Genomic DNA, 21,266 nt, shown 5'->3' with positions numbered 1-21,266 from the left:
ACCGAATCCTTCCTGTTCTATTTTTTCCAAAATAATTATCTCGGGATAAATAATACTGCATCCGCAGCTATTATCCCGTCCGTTTTGTGGTTGTCTATTTCCACATAGGCGCCGGTTCCGGCTTTCAGCTGGTAACTACCCAGGCTCACCCATTCGCCGCTGGTTTGTCCCTCTACTTTTATACTTGCCGCTGCAATTTCCACTTCCTTTACCGTACGGCCATCGTATACCTTTACCCGTGCATTTCCATCCAATCCGGGTAGGCGCGGCACATAGGTAAATACCTCATATTTACCCGTTTTCCCGATAGCCGGTGAAAAACGTACCGATTTGCGCACAGCTCCCTTGCTGTCGTCTGTGAGCATGGAAGGGCCATAGCAGCCATGGATCACCTTTTTCCATTCGCCGGTAATGGTTACGTGTTGCTCATCATTGTCGTCCACCAGTATTTCCGCCGGGCTGTTATCCACCAGCGGGTTGGTACGCAGCATGGTTTGGATCTTTTTTACGTCTGCGTCCTGTATGGAGCTGCGCTGATCGATGGCTACCGCCGCTGCGGTGGCAGCAGATTGCCCCAGTACCATAAATACCGGTTCCATGCGGATGGAGCCATAGGCAATGTGCGACGCTGATAAACAAACCGGCACCAGTACATTTTTCGCGTCCTCCGGTTTAGGTGTGATGGACCTGTAAGAAACCGGGTAAGGGCCAAGACCGCCAATCTGTACATCTCCCTCATTTTTTACCATACCATTTACTACAATACGCTGACAATTATGGGAATCCATATTGTAGGCCGCCATACCAACGGCATCCGTTACTTTTTCCCGGCCTTCACAATTGGCCTGTGTCATCACATATCCGCCGATCATGCGCCTGGCCTCGCGTATATACAGCTGGGGCGACCAATGGCCGTTATCCGTATACTCATCTTTCGGGTACCCCCATTGTAACATTTGTTCCCGGAGATGGGAAGCGATCCGTTCATCGTGTCCTATAAAATATAACAGTCCTTTGGTATAAAGCTCATGATCGCGGATGATCTTTTTCCGGGTAGCCGGATCGGCCTCCGGGTAGTTATAGTTCATCCCGATCATATCCGTGGAAAAAGCGCCGTAATTATTGATATCCGTTTTCCCGTTGGGCATGAGATCTATCTTGAGGTTGGGCTTCAGGGCTTCAGGTTTGGTAGCATTCAGGAGGCGTATCAGCAGCTCATAACGGGACGGATCATAATCTTCCGGTTTGGTAATCGGAATACGGTTTTCCGGGCGGTTGCTCAGGCAGATCCTGAAATTATAGGCCTGTACCTTTTTGTCGCCCTCGCCATGGGCGGCCAGCGAATCGGGACTAATGCCCCACAGCAGGCCGCTTTCGGGTTTGCCGGGGATCTTGTACGGATCAATGCCGTCGGGGAACTGGTGTTTGTCGAGGAGCTGAACGCCGTTGTAGGTTTCGTGGTATTGTGCATTGGATTCCCGGCCAACGGTATAAGAGATGCCAGCTTTGGCCATCAGATCGCCTTCATAGGAGCAATCGATGAACATTTTGGCTTTAACCACCTGTTCCGCGGGTCCGTTCACGGTTATTTCCGTAACATACCCGTTTTTCTTTACTGCGTTGCTGATGGTGTATCCGTACAGCACTTCCACTTTGGCGGCATCGATATACTGCTGGAAAGTAGCTTCCGCCACATGGGGTTCAAAGATCCACTGTTCCAGTTTTCCGTAGTGGTTGCCGATCCGGCGGTAGAAGTCGCGCGATAACCCGGTGATAGCATACTTATTACCGATGTCGGTATATCCCAAACCGCCGGAGGTAAGGCCGCCCAGGTGTTTGTCCGGTGATACGAGCAGTACTGTTTTATGCAACTGCTTTGCTGTATAAGCAGCTATTACACCTGCAGAGGTGCCGCCGTACACGCAAATGTCCACCTCCCTGGGAGGCGCTGTAAACCCGGAACTGTTAAGCGGAAGGAGATACCCTGTAGCTACAAGGAGGATAGAAAAGAGTTTTATTTTCATACGTGAATCAATAACAGCCCTTTAAAAGACCGTTATGTTTATAAAGACGGAAAAAAAGGTAACAGGAATGTGTCTTACGAAAAAAAATTATGTCGCAGGTGGTTAGTATCTTTGCTGTCTTCTACATACATCTGGCTCAACACACGGAAATAAACACCAAAATATGACAGCAACAACAATACTACTCGACGGAAAAGCTTTATCCAAACAAATGGAAGCAGAATTAAAGATCAGGGTGCAGCGCATCATTGAAAAAACGGGCGTGGTGCCTGTTCTGGCTACCATCCTGGTGGGCGATGATCCTTCTTCGGAAGTATATGTGAAAATGAAAGGGAATGCGTGTGAGCGGGTGGGCATGACCTCTGTAAAAGTACACCTGCCCAAAGAAACCACTACCAAGGAATTGCTGGATACCATCAAAAAGCTGAATAACGACGACCAGATCTGCGGCATCCTGTTGCAGCACCCGGTTCCGTCACAGATCGATGAGCGGGCGTGTTTCGATAAAATACATATCGATAAAGATGTAGATGGGGTTACCTGCCTGGGCTTTGGCCGTATGTCGATGAACGAACCCGCTTATGGCAGTGCCACCCCTGCGGGAATTATGGAGTTGCTGAAGCATTACCAGGTACCTGTTGCCGGTAAGCATGCAGTAGTAGTGGGCCGGAGTCCTATCCTCGGCAAACCGGTAGCTATGATGCTGCTGAATGAAAATGCCACGGTAACTATTTGTCATTCGCGGACCAATAATTTACGGGAGCTTATCCAACAGGCAGACATTATAGTAGGCGCAGTGGGTAAACCTGAATTTATAAAAGCGGAATGGATAAAAGATGATGCCGTTGTAATAGATGCCGGTTATCACAAAGGCGGCATCGGCGATATAGAACTGGGGCCATTAGCAAACCGGGTGGCCGCCTACACGCCGGTACCGGGTGGCGTTGGACCTATGACTATCGCAAAACTGATTGCCCAAACAGTAGAATCTGCTGAAAGAAAACTGGGATCTTCCAGGAAATAATATTTTCATTCCAAAAAATATAATGCAGGGAACAGCTGCAGGTAGTGAAATAACTGCAGCTGTTTATTGTCCTTTTTTGCCCGCCTGATTGTCGTTTTCACACCCGTTATATACCGATATATCCACCTAAGTTTGTGAAAAAGAAAATCATGAGACAAGAACTGCTCCGCGAAGTAACCAACACCGGCGATACCCTGCAACAACTGCTTACGTCCTTTGATGACGAACAACTGAACAAGGTACCTTTTGAAGGCAGCTGGACAGCCGCGCAGGTGGCATCGCATATTTGCAAAGCCGGCGACTGCGGCATCTTGTATGGCGAGGCGGTACCTACCGACCGTCAACCGGATGAAAAAATACCCGCCGTAAAATCACTGTTCCTGAACTTCGATATTAAAATGAAGTCGCCGGACATGATTGTACCGGAAGAAGGTTATATGCCGAAAGAAGCTGTACTGGAAGATACCGCTGCCGCCTGGCATAAATTAACCACTGCCGCCAATACCGTTAACCTTACAGAAGAATGCACCGACTTTGAAGTGCCTGGCTTCGGACCTTTTACCCGGCTGGAGTGGATACAGTTCATCAATATTCATACGCAAAGACATATACACCAGTTACAACGTATATACGATACCGTAGTAAAGGCGTAAGGCTGTTTACTTAATATTCACGCCAATGCCGATTTGTACCTGGCGTGTTTTCCACTGGTAGCGGTCATCAATGTCATTTACATTCGTAAGGCCGAGTACATAGCGTGCGTATACGTGCAGTATGTCGAAGTTCAATGTGGCGCCGGCAGCCACTCCCAGATCACTGCGTTTAAAAGCATTACGGTTGTAGTTAAGGAGGTTTTCATTGGCATAAAACAGGTAGCTGTATTGCGGTCCGGCGTTGATAGTAATTAACTTATTCACGTTGTAACGCAATAACAGGGGCAGGGTAATATAGCTGAGTTTAATGCTTTTATTGGCGTTGTCGTTGCCGGCAGAAATATATTTTGCACCGAAATCATCGTCACGTTTGGGTCCCACCTGCGAGAACAGGAGTTCCGGTTGCAGCCCCCATTTTTTTGTAAAATCATATTCGGCGTATACGCCTAATCTTCCGCCCAGTGTATAATTTGATTTAATGCCTGCCCCATCCAGTTTAAACATGTTCAGGTCTGCCTTGATGCCGTAATGCAGTCCTTGTGCGCTGGCCGCGGCAGCAAGGCAAACCAGCAACAATACTGACAGTAATCGTTTTTTCATAGCTGATGATTTTAGCATAAAGAAACGAATTGATCAGATGCGAATTGCTGCGCCCGGACCACTAATAGATGATCCTGCTGTTTTTCACTATCACGCGGGATATTTCCTCGGCAGATCGTTTGGGGTTATGACAGTTTAAGGTCTACTTTCTGTCCGGTTTTAACGGCGTGATAGATGGCGTCAATAATTTTCAGGTCTTTCAGGGCCTCTTCTCCATCCACAGCTACCACCGGTTGTTTTCCTTCCAGGATGATCCCTGCCATTTCTTCCATTTGCACGGTTTGATGGGTAACGTGTGGCTGGGTAAGTTCTCCTTTATTGGTGCGCCCGCGGATGGGGCCGTAGCCGGTGGAAGGCTGCATCTCTGCAAATCCTTTTTCGCCGGTGAGGTAAAAGCGGTCGAGGTAGTTCATGTTGTAAGTAGACAGGCACGACGCCACGGCGCCACTGGGGAAGCCCAGCTGGAACTGGATGGTTTCGTCCACGCCTTCTTTAAATTTCACCGGGTCGGTTTTGGTTTCCTGGGCTGTTACCCATATAGGGTCTTCGCCAGTCATATAGCGGGAGCCGTTGATAGCATAGATGCCTATATCCATTAAGGAACCGCCGCCGGCCAGTTCTTTATTAAGGCGCCACTGCGTGGGGTCGCCAATACGGAAACCGCATTGCCCCTGGAAGAACATGATTTTTCCGAAGTCGCCGTTTTTACGCATGCGGATAACTTCCAGTGTTTTGGCTTCAAAATGCATGCGATATCCCACCAGCAGCTTTACGTTTGCTTTTTTACAGGCGGCGATCATTTCCTGACCCTGTTTGGCATTCAGCGCCATTGGCTTTTCGCAGATCACATGTTTACCTGCTGCAGCCAGGCGGATGGCCTGGTCGTGATGCAGTGCATTGGGTGTGGTGATATATACCGCGTCGATGTCTTTGTTATCTTTTATGCGGTCGAAATTTTCGTAATTATAACAATTCTTGTCGGGGATGGAGAACCAGCTCTGCCAGTCTTTTATTTTAGCGGGGGTGCCGCTGACCACGCCTACCAGTTTTGCCTTTACGCATGCCTGCATGGCTTCTGCCACCCGGTTGCCATAGCTGCCCAATCCCATAATGGCTACACGTAATACCGGGCCATCATAGTGTTGGAGATCTTTTGCCCAACCGGCAAGCGGCATCAGGGGCAGTACCATAGCGGAGGCGGCAATTTTCTGTATAAAATCACGACGAGTATTCATGACGGGAGATTTGGGTTTCATTGATTCCTTAATAATACAAAATTTATCCAGGAAATCATATCAAAAAAAAAGCCGCTCCGGGCGACGGAGCGGCTGACTATCTTTATAAAAAAATCAATTCTTTACATCATACAAAATTACAAACTCCACTCTCCTGTTTCTTGCCTTTCCGGCTTCTGTATCGTTGGTGGCAACAGGATCACGGTCAGACAATCCCCAGGTAAACATACGGTCGTTGCTCACTTCAAAACTATTGAGTAATTGTTTGGCGCCTGTTGCACGGCGTTCAGACAAATCACGGTTGTATTCCGCCGCGCCGGTATTATCCGTATGACCGGTGATCAGGATCTTTGTTTTATTGTATTTGTTTAGTACTTCTGCAAAATGTTTGAAGGTAGGCTTTACGCTTTCGTTCACCTGGTCGGAAGACGATGAAAACAGTACGTTGTTGGGGAAGATCACTTTCAGGCTGTCTTTGATGATACTTACTTCCGCATCATTCAACGTGTTTTTCAGCTCTTCATACTGCTTGTTCATATAGGCATGCTGGCTGCTGCTTTTCCGGGAAGATGCACACGAAGCCATTAAAACAATGGTCACTATTGCCAGCAGGCAATAACGTGAGGTCAATAACATTCTTTTCATATCCGCTGTATTAAGGTGCAAAGGTAGGTAAAATAGTTATTATCAAGCTGTTGCATTAATAATCTGTAATATTTACAAAAACATATATGCGTTAATGTTATAACCCGCTGGTGCTGCCACGGTAACACCTATACGGGGTATTGCGTAATTCTTTTTATCTTGGAGAGATATGAATACCATTCCTTTGATACAAAGCATGCTGGGATTGCTGGCGGGTATTGCGCTCATTGTATTGCTCACGGCGCGCTTCCGGGTGCATGCTTTTTTTGCATTGCTGCTGGCCAGTGTTCTCACCGGCGTGATTTTACAGTTGCCCGTAACGGATATCCTCGGCAGTATTAAAAGCGGCATGGGTAATATTATTGGCTCACTGGGATTGCTCATTGTGCTCGGCACTACGCTGGGTTTGATCCTGGAACATACCGGCAGCACTACTGTGCTGGCCAACTATGTGTTACGCCGTACCGGCACCGGCCGCTCTGCACTGGCGATGAATATCATCGGCTACCTGGTGGGCATGCCTATTTTCTGCGACTCGGGATTTATAGTATTAAGCGGATTAAATAAAGCGCTGGCCAAACGTTCGGGGATTCCGATGATTGTGATGGCATCTTCACTGGCCACCGGCCTGTATGCCGTTCATTGCCTGATGCCGCCGCACCCCGGTATCACTGCCGCCACCGGCACTATACAGGCGGAAACGGGCAGGGTAATGCTGTTTGGATTACTCATTGCCATCCCGGTATCGGCGGCAGGTTATTTATGGTCGGTATTCGCCGGCCGGCGGATAGCCGTTGGCGTTAGTAATGAAGAAGACATTGCTACCGAAACGCCCCGTGGTCCTTCTGTGCTAATGTCTGTGCTGCCTATCGCTGTTCCGGTACTGCTCATTGCCATCCGTTCCCTGAGCGGCCTGGAATTAACACATCCTTCCCCGGCGCTAAAGGCGATCTCTATTCTTGGTATTCCTGAAGTGGCGATCAGCGCAGGTATCCTGCTGGCGTTATCCCAACTGAAAAATAATATGGGCGCTATCCTGCAGGAAGGCGCTGAAAAAGCAGCAGGCATACTGGTGATTATTGGCGGTGGCGGCGCCTTTGGCGCCATCCTCGCAAAAGCAGATATTGGCAGCCATATTGCGCAGAACCAGTCCATCGCTGCGCTGGGATTATTTCTTCCTTTCCTCATCACGGCGCTCCTGAAAACCGCGCAGGGGTCGTCTACCGTAGCCGTGATTGCCGCGGCCGCCATTGTGCAACCGCTGCTGCCGGTAATGGGACTGGATTCGGCTAATGGCCGCATCCTTTGTGTGCTGGCAATGGGTGCAGGGTCCATGATGATTTCACACACCAATGACGCTTACTTCTGGGTGATCTCTAAATTCTCCGGATTGGAGATAAAAGATATGCTGCGGGTGTATAGCACGGGTACCGTGGTAATGGGGTTGGTGTCTGTAGGGTTGGTGTATTTGTTGTCGCTGGTGCTGGCGGTGTAGATGACAAAAAACTCCTAATGGAATAGCTTTTTACTATCCTTTTGTTTGCTCGCAGGCTTGCCTGATACAACCCGTTTCTTCTTTCCTGTTGCCTTATAATGAGAAATTACTTCACTGATCAATTTCTTATCATTTTCTGTAACAGGCCTAGGATCCACGACAAAATTAATACCCTTTGGTTCTTTAATGTATCCCATGTTATTTATTGTTAAAATATTTAATAACCAGCTTTAAAGCTGCGTCTGGAAAGATAATCATTTTATGATTACCAATATGCACCGCACCCAACGTTTTTTCGTAATGCGAAATGAGTTTTGTTTTGGATGTGAAAGATATAAATCCTTCGTATCCACGGTCTATAGATAATTGACAGGCAAAAGCAAATAGGTTACCCGGCACACCTTCGTATAACTTTGCACTTCCTAAATTAAAAGGCGCACTTTCAATAAGATGGAGATAAAAATGATCGGTATAATCGCTCAAACTTGCTAATCCTTGTAATATGTGACTATTTCCTTCGATAGTAAGTTTATAAACTTCTCTATCGGTCATTTTAAACTCCTTTTTCCAATCGAATTTCCATCCATTCTTTAATGATACCCCTTTTAAATCCTCCTTTGCAAGTGGATTCACAACGGTCTCAAAACTGTCTCCGGAAATAGTATTTAAGATACTGTTGGTCAGTTTATCGACTTCGATCCCTATGTGATATTTTGATTGTCGGGGCATTCACAAATTTACAAAAAAAAGGCTCCAACTTCTGTCTTCTCTTGCTATAAATTTTAATAAAAAAATTATTACCCTTCCAATGCCTGCTTCAGATCCGCTACAATATCCCCTACACTTTCCAGCCCAACACTAATTCGGATCAAACCATCAGAAATCCCCGCTTTCTCACGGTCCTCTTTTTTCATTCCTGAATGCGTCATAGATGCCGGGTGAGATACCAATGTATCCACGGCACCCAATGATACAGCGCGCAAACACATCTGCAGCCGGTCAATAAAACGTACGGCGGCGTCAAATCCATCTTTCAGTTCAAAGCTCATCACCGCACCGGGATGACGCATTTGTTTGGCCGACAGCGCATAATCCGGATGGGAAGGAAGCCCGTTATAATTGACCTGCGCTACGGCAGGATGCGCATGCAGAAATTCCGCGACCGTTTGCGCATTGCTGCAATGTTGCTTCATGCGCAGTTCCAGTGTTTTGATGCCCTGGATCAGTAAAAAGGTATCGAACGGATTGGCGCAGCCACCGAGCAATTTCGCTGTTTTATTGACTTTCGTTTGCATCAGGGGAATATCTTTTCCGATGAGCACACCGCCAATAGCGGTACCATGACCGTTCAGGAATTTGGTGGTGGAATGAAAAACAAAGTCGGCCCCATACCGGAATGGCTGCTGAAGATAAGGCGTAGCAAAGGTATTATCCACACTTACTTTTACGCCGTGCGTGCCGGCTATTTTGCAGATGGCTGCAATATCCACACAGCGCATGGATGGATTGGCGGGCGATTCAATATGGATCATTTTTATAGACGGGTCCTGCTGCAGCAGGGCAGCTACGGCGGCTGTGTCATGCAGATCGGCAATGAGCGCTTTTACACCGAATTGCGGGAGGAAGTCGAATAAGAACTCGTGTGTGCCTCCATAGAGCGAGTAATGCGTGAGTATGGTATTTCCCGCTACTACATTTGACAGGAACATGCTGGCCATAGCGGATTGTCCGCTGGCGTGCAGCAATGCTTTCAATTGCAGGGGCTCACCATCTGCCGTAGTAACGCCAAAAGCTTCCAGGGCGGCGATCAGCTTTTCTGCTACTGTTACAGTGGGATTGCCAAACCGGGAATAAATATAGCCGGGGGCGGTACCTTTAAAACGGTCCATGCCCTGTTGTGCATTATCGAATGTAAAGGTAGCGGTAGCGAAAACCGGTACCAGGTGGGCATGTTCGGCCATATCGGATTGGGCTGCATGGATAGCCGCGGAGGCCATTTCTGTAAAACGCGGATGTTGACTCATGCTGTAAATTTATGATTTCCGGGGAAGAAAATAGGTAGGCAGCAAAGAAAGCGCTTGCAGGAAACCCCTAAATAGTATAATATTGACCATAGCTTATCATTTTGCCACAAAATCCGGATCACGCTGTGAGTTTATCTGAGGACAGGATACTTTTTTCGAGAATTGCAGGTGGAGATGAAGCAGCTTTCCGTTTATTATACCACCGCTATAATGCAGTACTGGCGGGGTCTGTAAAGAAGTTGCTCAGGTCCGGCATGGCATCGGAGGAAGTATTACAGGAAGTATTCCTTAAAGTTTGGATGGTGCGTCATACCCTGGAAAGCATCGAAAATCCGGGTGGGTGGATGTATACCCTGGCGGCCAACTACTCCCTTTCCGCGCTTAGAAAACATGCCCGTGAAAAGCACCGGCAGGATGATATCGCCGATGATATGCCGGATAATGCAGACGTACCTGCAGATATTTATGCAAAAGAATTACAGGTACTGATCCGGCATGCCATAGAAAAATTACCTGCCTCCCGCAGGGAAGTCTTTATGATGAATACCCAGGAAGGCAAATCGCGCAAAGAAATAGCCGATGCCCTGGACATCTCTGAAAATACGGTCAAAAACCAGCTGGTAACAGCCCGCAGATTCATCCGGGAATACCTGGAAAAACATACCGGCACACGACTTCCTATCCTGTTGATTATACTCCTGTCGAAGTTTTTTTAATTTTTTTTAAGACGCATAGTACAGTAACAATATTTCAGCGTCTATCAGCAAAAGAAGGGTTTGTACCGTGGAAGCAAAAGAGTACTACAGGTTTTTATTGGAGCGTTACTACAACGGTTCTGCCACTGCGGCGGAAGAGGAAGAATTGTTTGCCGCACTTCGTACCGGCACGGATGAAGAGGAGTGGACTGTCATGATCAGTGAACTGCATGCGGCGGCTCCCGCCGATCCGGCCTATAATCCTGCTTTGTATGAACAACAGGTGAACAGTATCCTGCAACAGGATCCACCTGTAAGAAGCAGGCGCCCGGTAATCATGCGTTATGCTGCGGCAGCCGCTGTTGCTTTACTGGTAGTCGCCGCCGGCTACTTTACCTGGCAGCGGACATCCCGTAAAAGCACCGTTCCCATAGTTGCCACCGCCGATGTAAAACCCGGCAAAAACGGCGCAGTGCTCACGCTGGCCGACGGCAGCGAAGTAGTACTGGACAGCCTGGGCAACGGCACCGTAACCACACAACAGGGCACACGCGTAATACTCAGCAACGGCCAGCTCTCCTATGATGCCGCCGGCACCGGCGAAGTAAGTCAGAATACCATGACCACGCCCCGTGGCCGCAAATTCAGGCTGCGCCTTCCCGATGGCACCAACGTATGGCTCAACGCAGCCAGCGCTATCAGCTACCCCACCGCCTTTACCGGCAACACCCGCAGCGTAACCCTTACGGGGGAAGCCTACTTTGAAGTAACCGCGAATAAAGATCAACCCTTCATTGTACAACTCAATAACGAAACCAGCGTCCGGGTGCTGGGCACTCATTTCAATATCCATGCATACCCCGACGAAAATAATATCAGCACTACCCTCCTGGAAGGCGCTGTGAGGGTACATGTGCAGCAGCAAACGAGTTTACTGAAGCCCGGTCAGCAACTGGAGATCAATAAAAAATCCGGCGCTACCGCCCTCAATAACCAGGCAGATACCCTCGCCATCATTGCCTGGAAAAATGATATCCTGAATTTCCAGGATAAAAAGCTCACCACCGTTATCAGTATGATTGCGCGCTGGTACGACATTGAAGTAGTATATGAAACGACTCCTCCCGATATCACTTTTGTAGGGGAAATTGGTAGTGATGTAAATCTTTCAAGTGTACTGAACTTCCTGAAGGAATCAGGCGTACACTTCCGCCTCGAAAACAGGACTTTAATTATAGGAAAATAAATAAGCTAATCATCAAAACAGAAACAGTTATAGGAAAACAGTGAACAAAATTTCAGCGATCAGCCAATGAAGTTAGCGTAATAAAAAACCGGAGGTGATTCGACCCACCCCCGGCAACAAGATTACAGCTATGCAAAACAATTGAGTAATTCCGTACATCTATCTATTTACAAGCCTAATCATTACAAAGCTATGCAAAAAAATGCTCTTTGTAACCGGTTCCCCTATGCGCCAAAATCAGGAAAAGCGCATACCCGGAACTGGTTTCCAACCAAAATGCTGTTAGTTATGAAACTGACGTTTTTATTACTTACCGTCGTTTTTCTGAATGTAAGCGCTACGGGATACGCGCAGCTGATCACCTGGTCAGGGAAAAATGTGCGCGTGGAAAAAATATTCTCCGTGATCCGTGTCCAGTCCGGCTACACCGTAGTGGCCAGCAAAGACGTGCTGGACAAAGCCAACCCGGTAACCATGAAGGTGGAAAATGTATCCATCCGGGAATTCCTCGACCTCATGCTGAAAGATCAGCCACTGAAATACGTGATTGAAAATAAATCCATTTTCATTTCACCCAAATCTGCCGGTGGCCATGAAAACAATACCAGCGCCGCTCCGGCCACAGATGTGAAAGGTAAAGTAACCGACGAAGCGGGCAATCCCTTACCCGGTGTATCAGTAAGGGTAAAAGGCGCCACGCAGGGCGTAAGTACCGGCGCCGATGGCAGTTATTCCCTTCATATCACTACAGAGGGACCGCTGGTGCTGCAATTCTCCTACCTCGGTATGATCCCGCAGGAAATAAGCGTAACCGGCAGCGGCATTTTTAATATTGTGCTGAAAGCTTCTGTAGAACAACAAAACGAAGTAGTGGTGGTGGGATACGGTACGCAAAAAAGAAGTGATGTCACTGGTTCGGTATCCTCCGTGCCAAAGGAACGGTTGAAAAACCTGCCGGTCACCAATGTATTGCAATCCATCCAGGGCACCACTCCCGGCGTGAACATTATCAGTAACAGCAGCAAGCCAGGCAGCTCGCCTGCTTTTTACCTGCGCGGGCTTAAGTCCATCAACGCCAGCAATGCACCGCTCATTGTACTGGATGGCATTCCATTCAGCGGCAGTTACAACGACATCAATCCCAATGATGTGGAGTCTGTTGACATTCTGAAAGATGTATCTGCCTCTGCCATCTACGGCGCCAGGGGCGCTAACGGCGTCATCATGATCACCACCAAGAAAGGTAAAACGGGCAAGCCGGTGATTTCCTACAATGGCTACGCCGGACCGGAATACCAGAGCAATACCGTAAAACAAATGAACGGGGAAGAATACCGCACCAAAAATCACTGGTACAATATCCAGGCAGGCCGCCCCGATGCGCCGGATCTGCCTTACCTAACAGAACAAACGAATTATGCCAACGGCGCACCGGAAACAGACTGGCTCAAAGAAATCGCCCAACAGGGTTATATCCACAGCCATGAACTAAGCATTTCCGGTGGTACCGATCATGTGAAATACTATATCTCCGGTACTTACCTGAAAGAACAGGGGAACCTGAAAGGCTTCCAGTACAACCGTTCCAGCATCCGGGCCAACCTCGATGCCAATGTAACCTCCTGGCTGAAAACAGGCGTAAACCTGTTCCTTGTAAATAATAACGAGGACGGCGGCAAAGTGACGATGTATGAGGCCAACGCCCTTAGTCCATATGGCTCATTATACAATGCAGCCGGCGACTATGAAGTATATCCCATTGCGCCGCAAACACTGTATCTGAATCCGCTGATCAACCTGTACAACCCGGGAATAAACCGCGGCAAAAACATGACTGCCAGCGGTTATGCAGAAGTAGCCCCCACCTTCCTGAAAGGACTAAAATACCGAGTTAATGCGTCTTATGCATTCCGGCCTTCCCGCACGGGCGATTACACCGGCCGGAAAATGGGCGATCTGAAAGGAAGTGCCAGCGTAGACAATACGGAAAGTAAACAATGGATCGTGGAAAACCTGCTCTCCTATGCCATCACACGGAATAAGCACGCACTGGACTTTACCGCACTTTATAGCGCGCAGCAGGATGAACAGTTCTTTTCACAACTGGATGCCAATACCTTTATCAATGATAACCTGGACTTCAATAACATGAAGGCTGCACAGGTACAGCAAACTACCACCGGCTACAGCGCGAGCACGCTGTTGTCGCAGATGTTCCGCGCCAACTACAACTACGACAGCCGCTACCTGCTCACCGCCACTATCCGCCGCGATGGCTACTCGGGGTTTGGCGCCAGTAATAAATACGCGGTATTCCCTTCCGTGGCTGCAGGATGGAATATCCACAACGAAAAGTTCATGGCGGCAGCACCGGTGATCTCCCAGCTGAAGTTACGGGCGTCCTATGGCAAGTCGGGCAACCAGGCGATAGGCGCCTACCGTACGCTGTCGAGGCTCAGCACCGTCAACTATATTTATGACGGCGTTACTTCCATTGGCGTGATCCCGGATACACTGGGCAACAGCCGCCTGAAATGGGAAACCACCGCGGGATTAAACGTAGGTATCGATTTTGCCCTCTGGAACAATCGCCTCAGCGGCAGTATCGAGGGATACAGCACCCGTACCTCCGACCTGTTGCTCAGCAGGAAAATTCCGTCCATCAATGGTTATACTTCTGTATACGATAACATCGGAGAAACCGCCAATAAAGGACTGGAAGTGATGCTGAACAGCCGCAATATCCAGTCGGGCGACTTTAGCTGGAATACCGGCTTTAATATCTCTTTTAATAAAAATAAAGTGGTAGCCCTTTACGGCGATAATAAAGATGATATCGGGAATAACCTGTTTATCGGTAAACCCATGCTGGGGATCTATGATTACACTATGACCGGTATCTGGCAGGAAGGAGAAGACGCCAAAATAGATCCGGGCGCCAAACCAGGGTATATCAAATTTGCTGACATAGATAACAGCGGAAAGATTGATGCGGCAGACCGCTCCTATCTTGGTACACAATTACCAAAATATATTGCAGGACTTACCAACACCTTTACCTACAAAAATTTCATCCTGAACATTTTCATCCAGGATGTGCATGGTTCCCTTCGTGCCAACAACATCCTCGATAACAGGGACCAGGCAGGGATTATTAACCTGCCCGCAGAAATTCCCTACTGGACCTCTGAAAACAAGATCAATACCAACCCGGCGTTGTTTTACACCAATCCGAAAGGGTATAAATATGCGCAGGATGCATCCTTTATCCGTATAAAAGACGTAACGCTCAGCTACAATTTCGATAAGAGCACTTTGCAGCGGTATAAGATTTCCAACCTCACGGTATATGTCAGCGGAAGAAATCTTGGCACGTTTACCAAATGGCAGGGCTATGATCCGGAAACCTCGCCATCTTCCGTTACGTCCAACCCTACCCGTTTGAACAACGGACAAGGTGCAGGGCAGCAAAGCTCGGACTTCTATCCGTTGAATACCACGGTGATCATGGGTGTAAATATCAGTTTATAATTTTAAAGAGATAAACAATGAAACACGCTAAATATATATACAGATTTGTGCTGGCGGGGATGTCGCTGCTAACCGTATCTTCCTGCGGCAAAAGCTTTCTTGACGAGGAGCTGAAATCCAGTTATGCACCGGATAACACGCTGGTGGACCAGCTGGGCTTTGAAGCCGCCAGCACCGGTATGCTGAGCATTATGCGTAACGATTACGGCAACACGCAGGGATTACTTGCCACCTTTTACGTGGGCACTGATATGGCTATTACCGGTCAGCCCAACACCGTGCAGGCGCCGTATGAAAATTACCAGAACCTCAATTCACAAACCGGTTCATTAAGCTCGATCTGGAACTGGGGATATAAGCTGATCAACAGCGCCAACGTGATCATTGCGGCATCGGATAACCCTTCCGCACAGCTCACCGATGAACAAAGGAAATTTTACAAGGCAGAAGCCAGTTTTTTCCGTGCTTATGCTTACAACCATCTTTCCATACTTTTTGGAGATGTGCCACTGATCGTTGCCCCTGTAACCGTGCCACGCACGGATTACACGCGGGCAAAAGAAGCTGATGTGATCAACCAGATCATCGCGGATCTTACTTTTGCAGAAGCCAACCTGCCAGACCCTGCGCATGTGATCAAACAGGGCAGGATCAATAAATTTGCGGCAGCTCAATTACTTACAGAAGCGTTGCTGCGCGCCAACAAACCCGCGGATGCAGAAGCTGCTGCCAAAAGGATCATCGACAGTAAATTCTTTACGCTCATCACCGCACGCTACGGCGCCAAAGCATTGCAACCCGGCGATCCGTTTGCCGACATGTTCACCTATGGCAACATGCGCCGCAGTCAGGGCAATACAGAAGCCATCTGGGTAATAGAGCAGAACTACAATGTAACCGGCGGCGGATCCGACTTTGATCAGCGCCGGCGCGAGTGGGGGCCTTTCTATGTAAACGTAGCCGGCATGAAGATCTGTGATTCGCTGGGAGGCCGTGGTATCGGCAGGATCAGGCCTACCAACTGGTGGACTTATGAACTGTACGATAAAGACGATATGCGTAATTCCCCGTACAACATCCGTCGCAACTACTATTATAACGATCCGGCTTCCCCGAAATATGGTCAGCCGGTAATTGTGAGCGGGTTTGATACCATACAGAATATCTATGCCCATACCACCAAGTGGTATGAGTTCCAGCCGCAGGATCTGCAGGGAGCACAGTCGTACAAAGACCGCATCCAGATGCGCCTCGGGGAAACCTACCTCCTGCTCGCAGAAGCGCAGCTGCAACAGGGCCGCCCCGGCGATGCCGCCGCCAGCATCAACGTAATCCGCAGCCGCGCCCACGCCAAAGAAGTACTGGCCGGCGAAGTAAACCTCGACTATCTCCTCGATGAAAGAGCCCGCGAACTCACCGCAGAAGAACTCCGCAGGCTTACCCTGGTAAGAACAAAGAAACTGGTGGAACGCGTGAAGAAATACAACCCTAAAGTAGCGCCTACCATCAGCGACTATAACATTCACCTGCCCATCCCGCAATCTGAAATTGATGTGAACAAAGACGCCGTGCTGACACAGAACACAGGCTATACGAAATAATCCGGCACATGACTAAATATTGTATCATCACTTTCCTCCACGTACTCCTGTTTTTACAGGGGTACGCGCAGGAAGGAAGAAAAGTAATTCCCTTCAATGATGGCTGGACTTTCAGGAAAGGACCATTAAATGCCAGCACTGATACCACGTGGGAAGCGATTACCATTCCGCATACCTGGAACAACAAAGACATGCAGGAAGGAAAGAATTTTTATGCAGGTGAAGCGTGTTATCAGAAAACTTTCCCGGTAGCCGCCGCCCTGAAAGGAAAAAGATTATTCCTGCGATTCGAAGGCGTAGGCTCGGTAGCGCAACTATATGTGAACAACCGCTTCATTGGCGAGCACAAAGGCTCTTACGCTGCCTTCTGCTTTGAAATCACCCATTCGGTAAACTATGAAGCAGAGAATACTATTGTAGTAAAAGCCAACAACACGGCACGGGAAGATGTACTGCCCATCAACAATTTCCTGTTTGGTATTTTCGGGGGAATTTACCGGCCGGTAAATTTGCTGATCACCAATGACATCAACATCACCACTACCGACTACGCTTCTCCCGGCATCTATATTACCCAGGATAACGTGAGCGATAAAAAAGCGATAGTGGGTGTTACTGCAAAAATTGAGAACAAACAACCACATCATACTAACGTACAGCTACAAACAGAGATCCGCGACCAGCACGGAAAACGTGTAGCCGTTACGGTTAAAGAGACAAACCTGAGCCCGCAGGGCATTAATATCATCCGCCAGGAGCTACCGGTGATAAGGCCGCATTTGTGGAACGGGTTAAAAGATCCGTATCTCTATTCCCTCACCACTTCCATTCTTATCAACGGGCGCATTACCGATGCGGTTACACAGCCGCTGGGCTTACGCCGCTTTGAAGTAACCGCCGGCAAGGGCTGCTTCCTGAACGGACAGCCTTATGCAATGCACGGCGTTACCCGTCACCAGGAATGGCAGGACTGCGGCAATGCGCTCACCAATGCGCAGCATAAAGCAGACTTGAACCTGATCCGGGAAATAGGCGCTACCACGATCCGCTTTGCGCACTACCAGCAGTCTGAATACCTGTATTCGCAATGCGACAGCATGGGTTTTGTGATCTGGGCAGAGATCCCTTTTGTAAATAACTTCTCCGGCAAGGAAAGTGAAAATGCCAGGCAGCAACTGACGGAGCTGATCCGGCAAAACTTCAATCATCCTTCCATTTACGTGTGGGGCATGCACAATGAAGTGTATTCCAAAACACCCGACGAGCATGTGGCCGTACTCACCCGGCAGTTGAACGACCTTGCCAAAACAGAAGATCCCCGCAGGTATACCGTTGCGGTAAGCGGTTATGGTGAAATGACCCGCCCGGCCAACCTGGCCGCCGACATACAAGGCATGAACCGCTACTTTGGCTGGTATGAAGGCAGGATCGGCGACATTGAAAAATGGGTATCCGGCCTGGAGAAAAACTACCCCGACTATAAACTGATGCTCACAGAATACGGCGCAGATGGAAATATTGATCAGCATACCGATAGTCTCAGTACCAACTTTGATCCGGTAAGCGGGCAGTTTTTTCCGGAAACCTATCAAACTGCCACACACGTGCAACAATGGGCAGTGATAGAAAAGCATCCTTATATTGCGGCCTCCTATTTATGGAATATGTTTGAATTTGCAGTGCCCATGTGGAACCGCGGGGGTGTAAATGCACGCAACCTGAAAGGACTCATCACCTACGACCGCAAACAGAAAAAGGACGCCTTCTACTGGTACAAAGCCAACTGGAACCCCGCTCCCATGATCTACATTGCAGAGCGACGGAACCATGTGCGACAACCCGAACGGGTACACGCAGAAGTGTTCAGCAACCTGGAAAAGGTAACGCTCACACTGAACAACGGAGCGCCTGTTACCGGTCGCACAGGCGCCAATAGTAAAGACTTTATTTTTGATAACCTTACGCTGAAGACAGGTGTGAACACCCTCACCGCTTCCGGCGTATCTAACGGTAAAGTATACACGGACACCATTACCTGGACCCATTAAAAGAGCAACATGAAAAAATACTGTATCGCTGCCGCACTGCTCCTCGCACAACTGCACAGCAGCGCACAAAGCAATCCTATTAAAGACACCATCACCCTGCAACACGGCGCCCACCGCACCGGCAACAGAACCGATGCCGATATGGCCCGCTGGCGATCCCTTCGCCTGGGACAATTCATCCACTGGGGCCTGTATGCCATTCCCGGTGGCGAATGGAACGGGAAAACATACAACGGCGCCGCAGAGTGGATCCGCTCCTGGAAAGAAATGCCGCGCTGCGACTATGACAACTTATACAAACAGTTTAATCCCGTAAACTATCACCCGGAACAATGGGCGCAATATGCAAAGGATATGGGCGCAGCCTATATGATCATCACCACCAAACACCACGATGGTTTTTGCCTGTGGCCCAGTAAGTATACCCGCTATACGGTAGCCGCCTCGCCTTATAAAAAAGATATCATCGGCCCAATGGTAGATGCCTATAATAAAAAAGGAATCGACGTATATCTCTATTTTTCTATCATCGATTGGAACCACCCCGACTGGCACGCCTCGCTCAAAACGCCGGCCGACAGCCTTGCCTACAGTCGCTTCAAAGTATTTGTGAAAAACCAGCTGAAGGAACTGCTGGTGAAATATCCCACCGTAAAAGGTTTCTGGTTTGATGGCACCTGGGACGACTCCTGGAAAAATGACGGCGCCTTCTCCGATGAGCTGGAACAATACCTCCAGCAACTGCATCCCGGGCTGATCATTGGCAGCCGCCTCCGCGCCGACGAAAAAGGCGCAAGGCATTTTGATTCCAACAGCCGCCTCATGGGCGATTACGAACAGGGATGGGAACGCAAGCTGCCCGAAAAATATGCGGACATCCATGGCAACGACTGGGAAGGTGTGATGACCATCCCCGAGAACCAGTGGGGATACTGCGCCAAATGGACAGGGCATATTAAATCTTCGGACGAGCTGATTGAAATGCTGGTAAAATCCACATCTCTTGGCGGCAACTTCGTCATCAATTTCGGCCCCAAAGCAGATGGCACCTTCCGCCCTGAAGAAACGCAGCGTATGCAGGAAATCGGCAACTGGATGAAAGTAAACGGCGCCGCTGTTTATGGCGGCGGCTATGCCGGTTTTGACAAACAGGACTGGGGCTATTATATCCGCAAAAACGGATCCGACAGCGTTTACATGGTAGTGTGCAACGTACCGGTATCCGGCAACCTGCGGGTGAAACTGCCTCCGCGGGTTATCCTGCTGAAAGTCTCCCCTGTGGGGCAGCCCGAAGCGCGGATAACGCCGGAGCTGATCGGGCGGAGTGAATACTTCATCCAGGTGGGGAATGCACCGCGGGCGGCGCCTTTTGTACTCCTGCTGCAAACGGGTAATGCGGGTGCGGAGAGCGGGGGGGCCGACAAGGCGCGGACTTAATGCAGCGGAGGTTGTCTTTCCCGCTGATTACGCTGATTTTGCTGATTAGGTTTTTTGATTTGGTGTGGTGGTTTGATTTTGATTTGATTTGATTTGATTTTGATTTTTGATTTGATTTTGATTTGATTGGGGTGGGTTGGGTTGGATTTTTTATTTTTTATTTGGGAAGATGGAAATGGTGGCATTTTCATCTTCCCATTTTTTATTTATGTGGTGGGGATGGTGCCGCCATCGATGATGTATTGTGTGCCGGTTAAATATCCTGCACGCGGGGAAACGAGGAAGCCGACAAGGTCCGCAACTTCTTGCGGTTTGGCGGGGCGCCCCATGGGAATGCCGCCCAGGAACTGCATGAGTTGCTGCAAGGCATCGTTAAAGCTGCTGCCGGCACGGTCGGCCATTTCCTGAATCATTTTGTCGGCGGCGGTGGTTTGGATAAAGCCGGGCGATACAGTGAGTACCCTCACTCCTTTCGGCGCCACTTCGTTGGACAAGCCCTTGCTGTAATTAATCAATGCAGCCTTGGCGGCTGCGTAGGGCAGCGTGGAATCATACAGCGGCATAGTGCCTTGTATGGAAGCAATATGAATAATTACACCAGTGCCTTGTGCCAGCATGTAAGGCAACAGCGCTCTGTCCAGCCGCACCGGCGCCAGCAGGTTGGCCTGGAGGGTGGCATCCCAATGATGATCCGTTAATACCTCAAAGCCGCCACCAGGGGTTTCAGAACCGCCCATGTTATTAACCAGGATGTTTACGCCGCCGTAGTTTTCCTTTATTTCGTTTGCTACGCTCGTAATGCCTGCAGGAGTGCTCAGATCAGCGCCTATAAAATGAAATGCCGGGTTCGTGTCTGCCGGCTTCGTTCTGGCAGTGATGATCACTTTTGCACCGGCATTGGCCAGTCGTGCTGCAATGGCTTTTCCTGCTCCCTTTGTACCGCCTGTAACCAGGGCTGTTTTACCGGATAGTTCGTTGTCAAAACTTAATCTTGGTTCCATCTGTTAT

The 21,266-nt window shown here is 49.0% G+C and carries 18 protein-coding genes; 9 read left to right on the top strand and 9 right to left on the bottom strand.

Annotated elements, in window-relative coordinates; genetic code table 11:
- Window positions 1–35: 35 nt before the first annotated feature.
- Window positions 36–2,024 (bottom strand): FAD-dependent oxidoreductase, encoded by a 1,989-nt coding sequence (locus ACLHR0_RS18340; protein WP_429060819.1) that lies wholly within the window; start codon window positions 2,022–2,024, stop codon window positions 36–38.
- Window positions 2,025–2,187: 163 nt separating this feature from the next.
- On the opposite strand from ACLHR0_RS18340, the gene folD reads away from it, so the two are divergent.
- Both folD and ACLHR0_RS18330 read left to right on the top strand, forming a co-directional pair.
- Window positions 2,188–3,048: a bifunctional methylenetetrahydrofolate dehydrogenase/methenyltetrahydrofolate cyclohydrolase FolD gene (gene folD, locus ACLHR0_RS18335; RefSeq protein WP_429046305.1), complete on the top strand. Its 861-nt coding sequence runs from the start codon at window positions 2,188–2,190 to the stop codon at window positions 3,046–3,048.
- Between the two features lie 149 nt (window positions 3,049–3,197).
- Window positions 3,198–3,701 (top strand): DinB family protein, encoded by a 504-nt coding sequence (locus ACLHR0_RS18330; protein WP_370911658.1) that lies wholly within the window; start codon window positions 3,198–3,200, stop codon window positions 3,699–3,701.
- Between the two features lie 6 nt (window positions 3,702–3,707).
- Here ACLHR0_RS18330 and ACLHR0_RS18325 read toward each other — a convergent pair whose 3' ends face one another.
- The 3 genes from ACLHR0_RS18325 to ACLHR0_RS18315 all read right to left on the bottom strand — a co-directional run bounded on the left by ACLHR0_RS18325 (window position 3,708) and on the right by ACLHR0_RS18315 (window position 6,181).
- Window positions 3,708–4,301 carry a porin family protein gene (locus tag ACLHR0_RS18325; protein ID WP_436488495.1) on the bottom strand — a complete coding sequence of 198 codons (594 nt, stop codon included), beginning with the start codon at window positions 4,299–4,301 and terminating at the stop codon, window positions 3,708–3,710.
- Between the two features lie 125 nt (window positions 4,302–4,426).
- Window positions 4,427–5,536 (bottom strand): Gfo/Idh/MocA family protein, encoded by a 1,110-nt coding sequence (locus tag ACLHR0_RS18320; protein ID WP_436488493.1) that lies wholly within the window; start codon window positions 5,534–5,536, stop codon window positions 4,427–4,429.
- A gap of 114 nt (window positions 5,537–5,650) precedes the next feature.
- Window positions 5,651–6,181, bottom strand: a complete 531-nt coding sequence (locus tag ACLHR0_RS18315) for an OmpA family protein (RefSeq protein WP_436488491.1) — start codon at window positions 6,179–6,181, stop codon at window positions 5,651–5,653.
- Between the two features lie 169 nt (window positions 6,182–6,350).
- Here ACLHR0_RS18315 and ACLHR0_RS18310 point away from each other — a divergent pair, with 169 nt between their 5' ends.
- On the top strand, window positions 6,351–7,676 hold the full coding sequence (locus tag ACLHR0_RS18310) for a GntP family permease (RefSeq protein ID WP_436488489.1): 1,326 nt from the start codon (window positions 6,351–6,353) through the stop codon (window positions 7,674–7,676).
- A 14-nt stretch (window positions 7,677–7,690) separates the two neighbouring features.
- On the opposite strand, the gene ACLHR0_RS18305 is transcribed toward ACLHR0_RS18310, so the two are convergent.
- The 3 genes from ACLHR0_RS18305 to ACLHR0_RS18295 form a co-directional block, all read right to left on the bottom strand.
- A complete protein-coding gene (locus tag ACLHR0_RS18305) occupies window positions 7,691–7,873 on the bottom strand; it encodes a hypothetical protein (RefSeq protein ID WP_436488487.1) in 183 nt (60 codons plus the stop codon).
- Between the two features lies 1 nt (window position 7,874).
- Complete coding sequence (locus ACLHR0_RS18300; protein WP_436488485.1) at window positions 7,875–8,405, bottom strand: hypothetical protein; 531 nt, start codon at window positions 8,403–8,405, stop codon at window positions 7,875–7,877.
- Window positions 8,406–8,473: 68 nt separating this feature from the next.
- A complete protein-coding gene (locus tag ACLHR0_RS18295; RefSeq protein WP_436488483.1) occupies window positions 8,474–9,700 on the bottom strand; it encodes a trans-sulfuration enzyme family protein in 1,227 nt (408 codons plus the stop codon).
- Between the two features lie 125 nt (window positions 9,701–9,825).
- Between ACLHR0_RS18295 and ACLHR0_RS18290 the strand changes: the two genes are divergently transcribed.
- From ACLHR0_RS18290 to ACLHR0_RS18265, 6 genes are all read left to right on the top strand, one after another.
- Window positions 9,826–10,416: an RNA polymerase sigma factor gene (locus tag ACLHR0_RS18290; protein WP_429046295.1), complete on the top strand. Its 591-nt coding sequence runs from the start codon at window positions 9,826–9,828 to the stop codon at window positions 10,414–10,416.
- A gap of 67 nt (window positions 10,417–10,483) precedes the next feature.
- Window positions 10,484–11,641, top strand: coding sequence for a FecR family protein (locus tag ACLHR0_RS18285; protein WP_436488481.1), 1,158 nt, complete (start codon window positions 10,484–10,486; stop codon window positions 11,639–11,641).
- 288 nt (window positions 11,642–11,929) lie between these two features.
- On the top strand, window positions 11,930–15,172 hold the full coding sequence (locus tag ACLHR0_RS18280; RefSeq protein ID WP_436488479.1) for a TonB-dependent receptor: 3,243 nt from the start codon (window positions 11,930–11,932) through the stop codon (window positions 15,170–15,172).
- A gap of 17 nt (window positions 15,173–15,189) precedes the next feature.
- Window positions 15,190–16,773: a RagB/SusD family nutrient uptake outer membrane protein gene (locus ACLHR0_RS18275; RefSeq protein WP_436488477.1), complete on the top strand. Its 1,584-nt coding sequence runs from the start codon at window positions 15,190–15,192 to the stop codon at window positions 16,771–16,773.
- A gap of 8 nt (window positions 16,774–16,781) precedes the next feature.
- Window positions 16,782–18,821 carry a glycoside hydrolase family 2 protein gene (locus ACLHR0_RS18270; RefSeq protein WP_436488476.1) on the top strand — a complete coding sequence of 680 codons (2,040 nt, stop codon included), beginning with the start codon at window positions 16,782–16,784 and terminating at the stop codon, window positions 18,819–18,821.
- A 9-nt stretch (window positions 18,822–18,830) separates the two neighbouring features.
- Complete coding sequence (locus tag ACLHR0_RS18265) at window positions 18,831–20,258, top strand: alpha-L-fucosidase (protein ID WP_436488474.1); 1,428 nt, start codon at window positions 18,831–18,833, stop codon at window positions 20,256–20,258.
- Here the strand turns inward: ACLHR0_RS18265 and ACLHR0_RS18260 are convergent.
- Window positions 20,255–20,449, bottom strand: coding sequence for a hypothetical protein (locus ACLHR0_RS18260; protein ID WP_436488472.1), 195 nt, complete (start codon window positions 20,447–20,449; stop codon window positions 20,255–20,257). The two genes, ACLHR0_RS18265 and ACLHR0_RS18260, sit on opposite strands and share 4 nt — an antisense overlap.
- A 15-nt stretch (window positions 20,450–20,464) precedes the next feature.
- Window positions 20,465–21,259 carry an SDR family oxidoreductase gene (locus tag ACLHR0_RS18255; RefSeq protein WP_436488471.1) on the bottom strand — a complete coding sequence of 265 codons (795 nt, stop codon included), beginning with the start codon at window positions 21,257–21,259 and terminating at the stop codon, window positions 20,465–20,467.
- Between the last annotated feature and the right edge of the window lie 7 nt (window positions 21,260–21,266).

This window comes from Chitinophaga sp. ARDCPP14 (genome assembly GCF_051362515.1).
Lineage (GTDB): Bacteria > Bacteroidota > Bacteroidia > Chitinophagales > Chitinophagaceae > Chitinophaga.
This window is presented reverse-complemented; position numbering and strand designations above follow the sequence as displayed.

What these genes read in the sequence shown, in the direction of transcription:
- ACLHR0_RS18340 (WP_429060819.1), bottom strand. Translation starts at nt 2,024, where the DNA reads ATGAAAATAAAACTCTTTTCTATCCTCCTTGTAGCTACAGGGTATCTC.
- folD (WP_429046305.1), top strand. Translation starts at nt 2,188, where the DNA reads ATGACAGCAACAACAATACTACTCGACGGAAAAGCTTTATCCAAACAA.
- ACLHR0_RS18330 (WP_370911658.1), top strand. Translation starts at nt 3,198, where the DNA reads ATGAGACAAGAACTGCTCCGCGAAGTAACCAACACCGGCGATACCCTG.
- ACLHR0_RS18325 (WP_436488495.1), bottom strand. Translation starts at nt 4,301, where the DNA reads ATGAAAAAACGATTACTGTCAGTATTGTTGCTGGTTTGCCTTGCTGCC.
- ACLHR0_RS18320 (WP_436488493.1), bottom strand. Translation starts at nt 5,536, where the DNA reads ATGAATACTCGTCGTGATTTTATACAGAAAATTGCCGCCTCCGCTATG.
- ACLHR0_RS18315 (WP_436488491.1), bottom strand. Translation starts at nt 6,181, where the DNA reads ATGAAAAGAATGTTATTGACCTCACGTTATTGCCTGCTGGCAATAGTG.
- ACLHR0_RS18310 (WP_436488489.1), top strand. Translation starts at nt 6,351, where the DNA reads ATGAATACCATTCCTTTGATACAAAGCATGCTGGGATTGCTGGCGGGT.
- ACLHR0_RS18305 (WP_436488487.1), bottom strand. Translation starts at nt 7,873, where the DNA reads ATGGGATACATTAAAGAACCAAAGGGTATTAATTTTGTCGTGGATCCT.
- ACLHR0_RS18300 (WP_436488485.1), bottom strand. Translation starts at nt 8,405, where the DNA reads ATGCCCCGACAATCAAAATATCACATAGGGATCGAAGTCGATAAACTG.
- ACLHR0_RS18295 (WP_436488483.1), bottom strand. Translation starts at nt 9,700, where the DNA reads ATGAGTCAACATCCGCGTTTTACAGAAATGGCCTCCGCGGCTATCCAT.
- ACLHR0_RS18280 (WP_436488479.1), top strand. Translation starts at nt 11,930, where the DNA reads ATGAAACTGACGTTTTTATTACTTACCGTCGTTTTTCTGAATGTAAGC.
- ACLHR0_RS18275 (WP_436488477.1), top strand. Translation starts at nt 15,190, where the DNA reads ATGAAACACGCTAAATATATATACAGATTTGTGCTGGCGGGGATGTCG.
- ACLHR0_RS18270 (WP_436488476.1), top strand. Translation starts at nt 16,782, where the DNA reads ATGACTAAATATTGTATCATCACTTTCCTCCACGTACTCCTGTTTTTA.
- ACLHR0_RS18265 (WP_436488474.1), top strand. Translation starts at nt 18,831, where the DNA reads ATGAAAAAATACTGTATCGCTGCCGCACTGCTCCTCGCACAACTGCAC.
- ACLHR0_RS18260 (WP_436488472.1), bottom strand. Translation starts at nt 20,449, where the DNA reads ATGAAAATGCCACCATTTCCATCTTCCCAAATAAAAAATAAAAAATCC.
- ACLHR0_RS18255 (WP_436488471.1), bottom strand. Translation starts at nt 21,259, where the DNA reads ATGGAACCAAGATTAAGTTTTGACAACGAACTATCCGGTAAAACAGCC.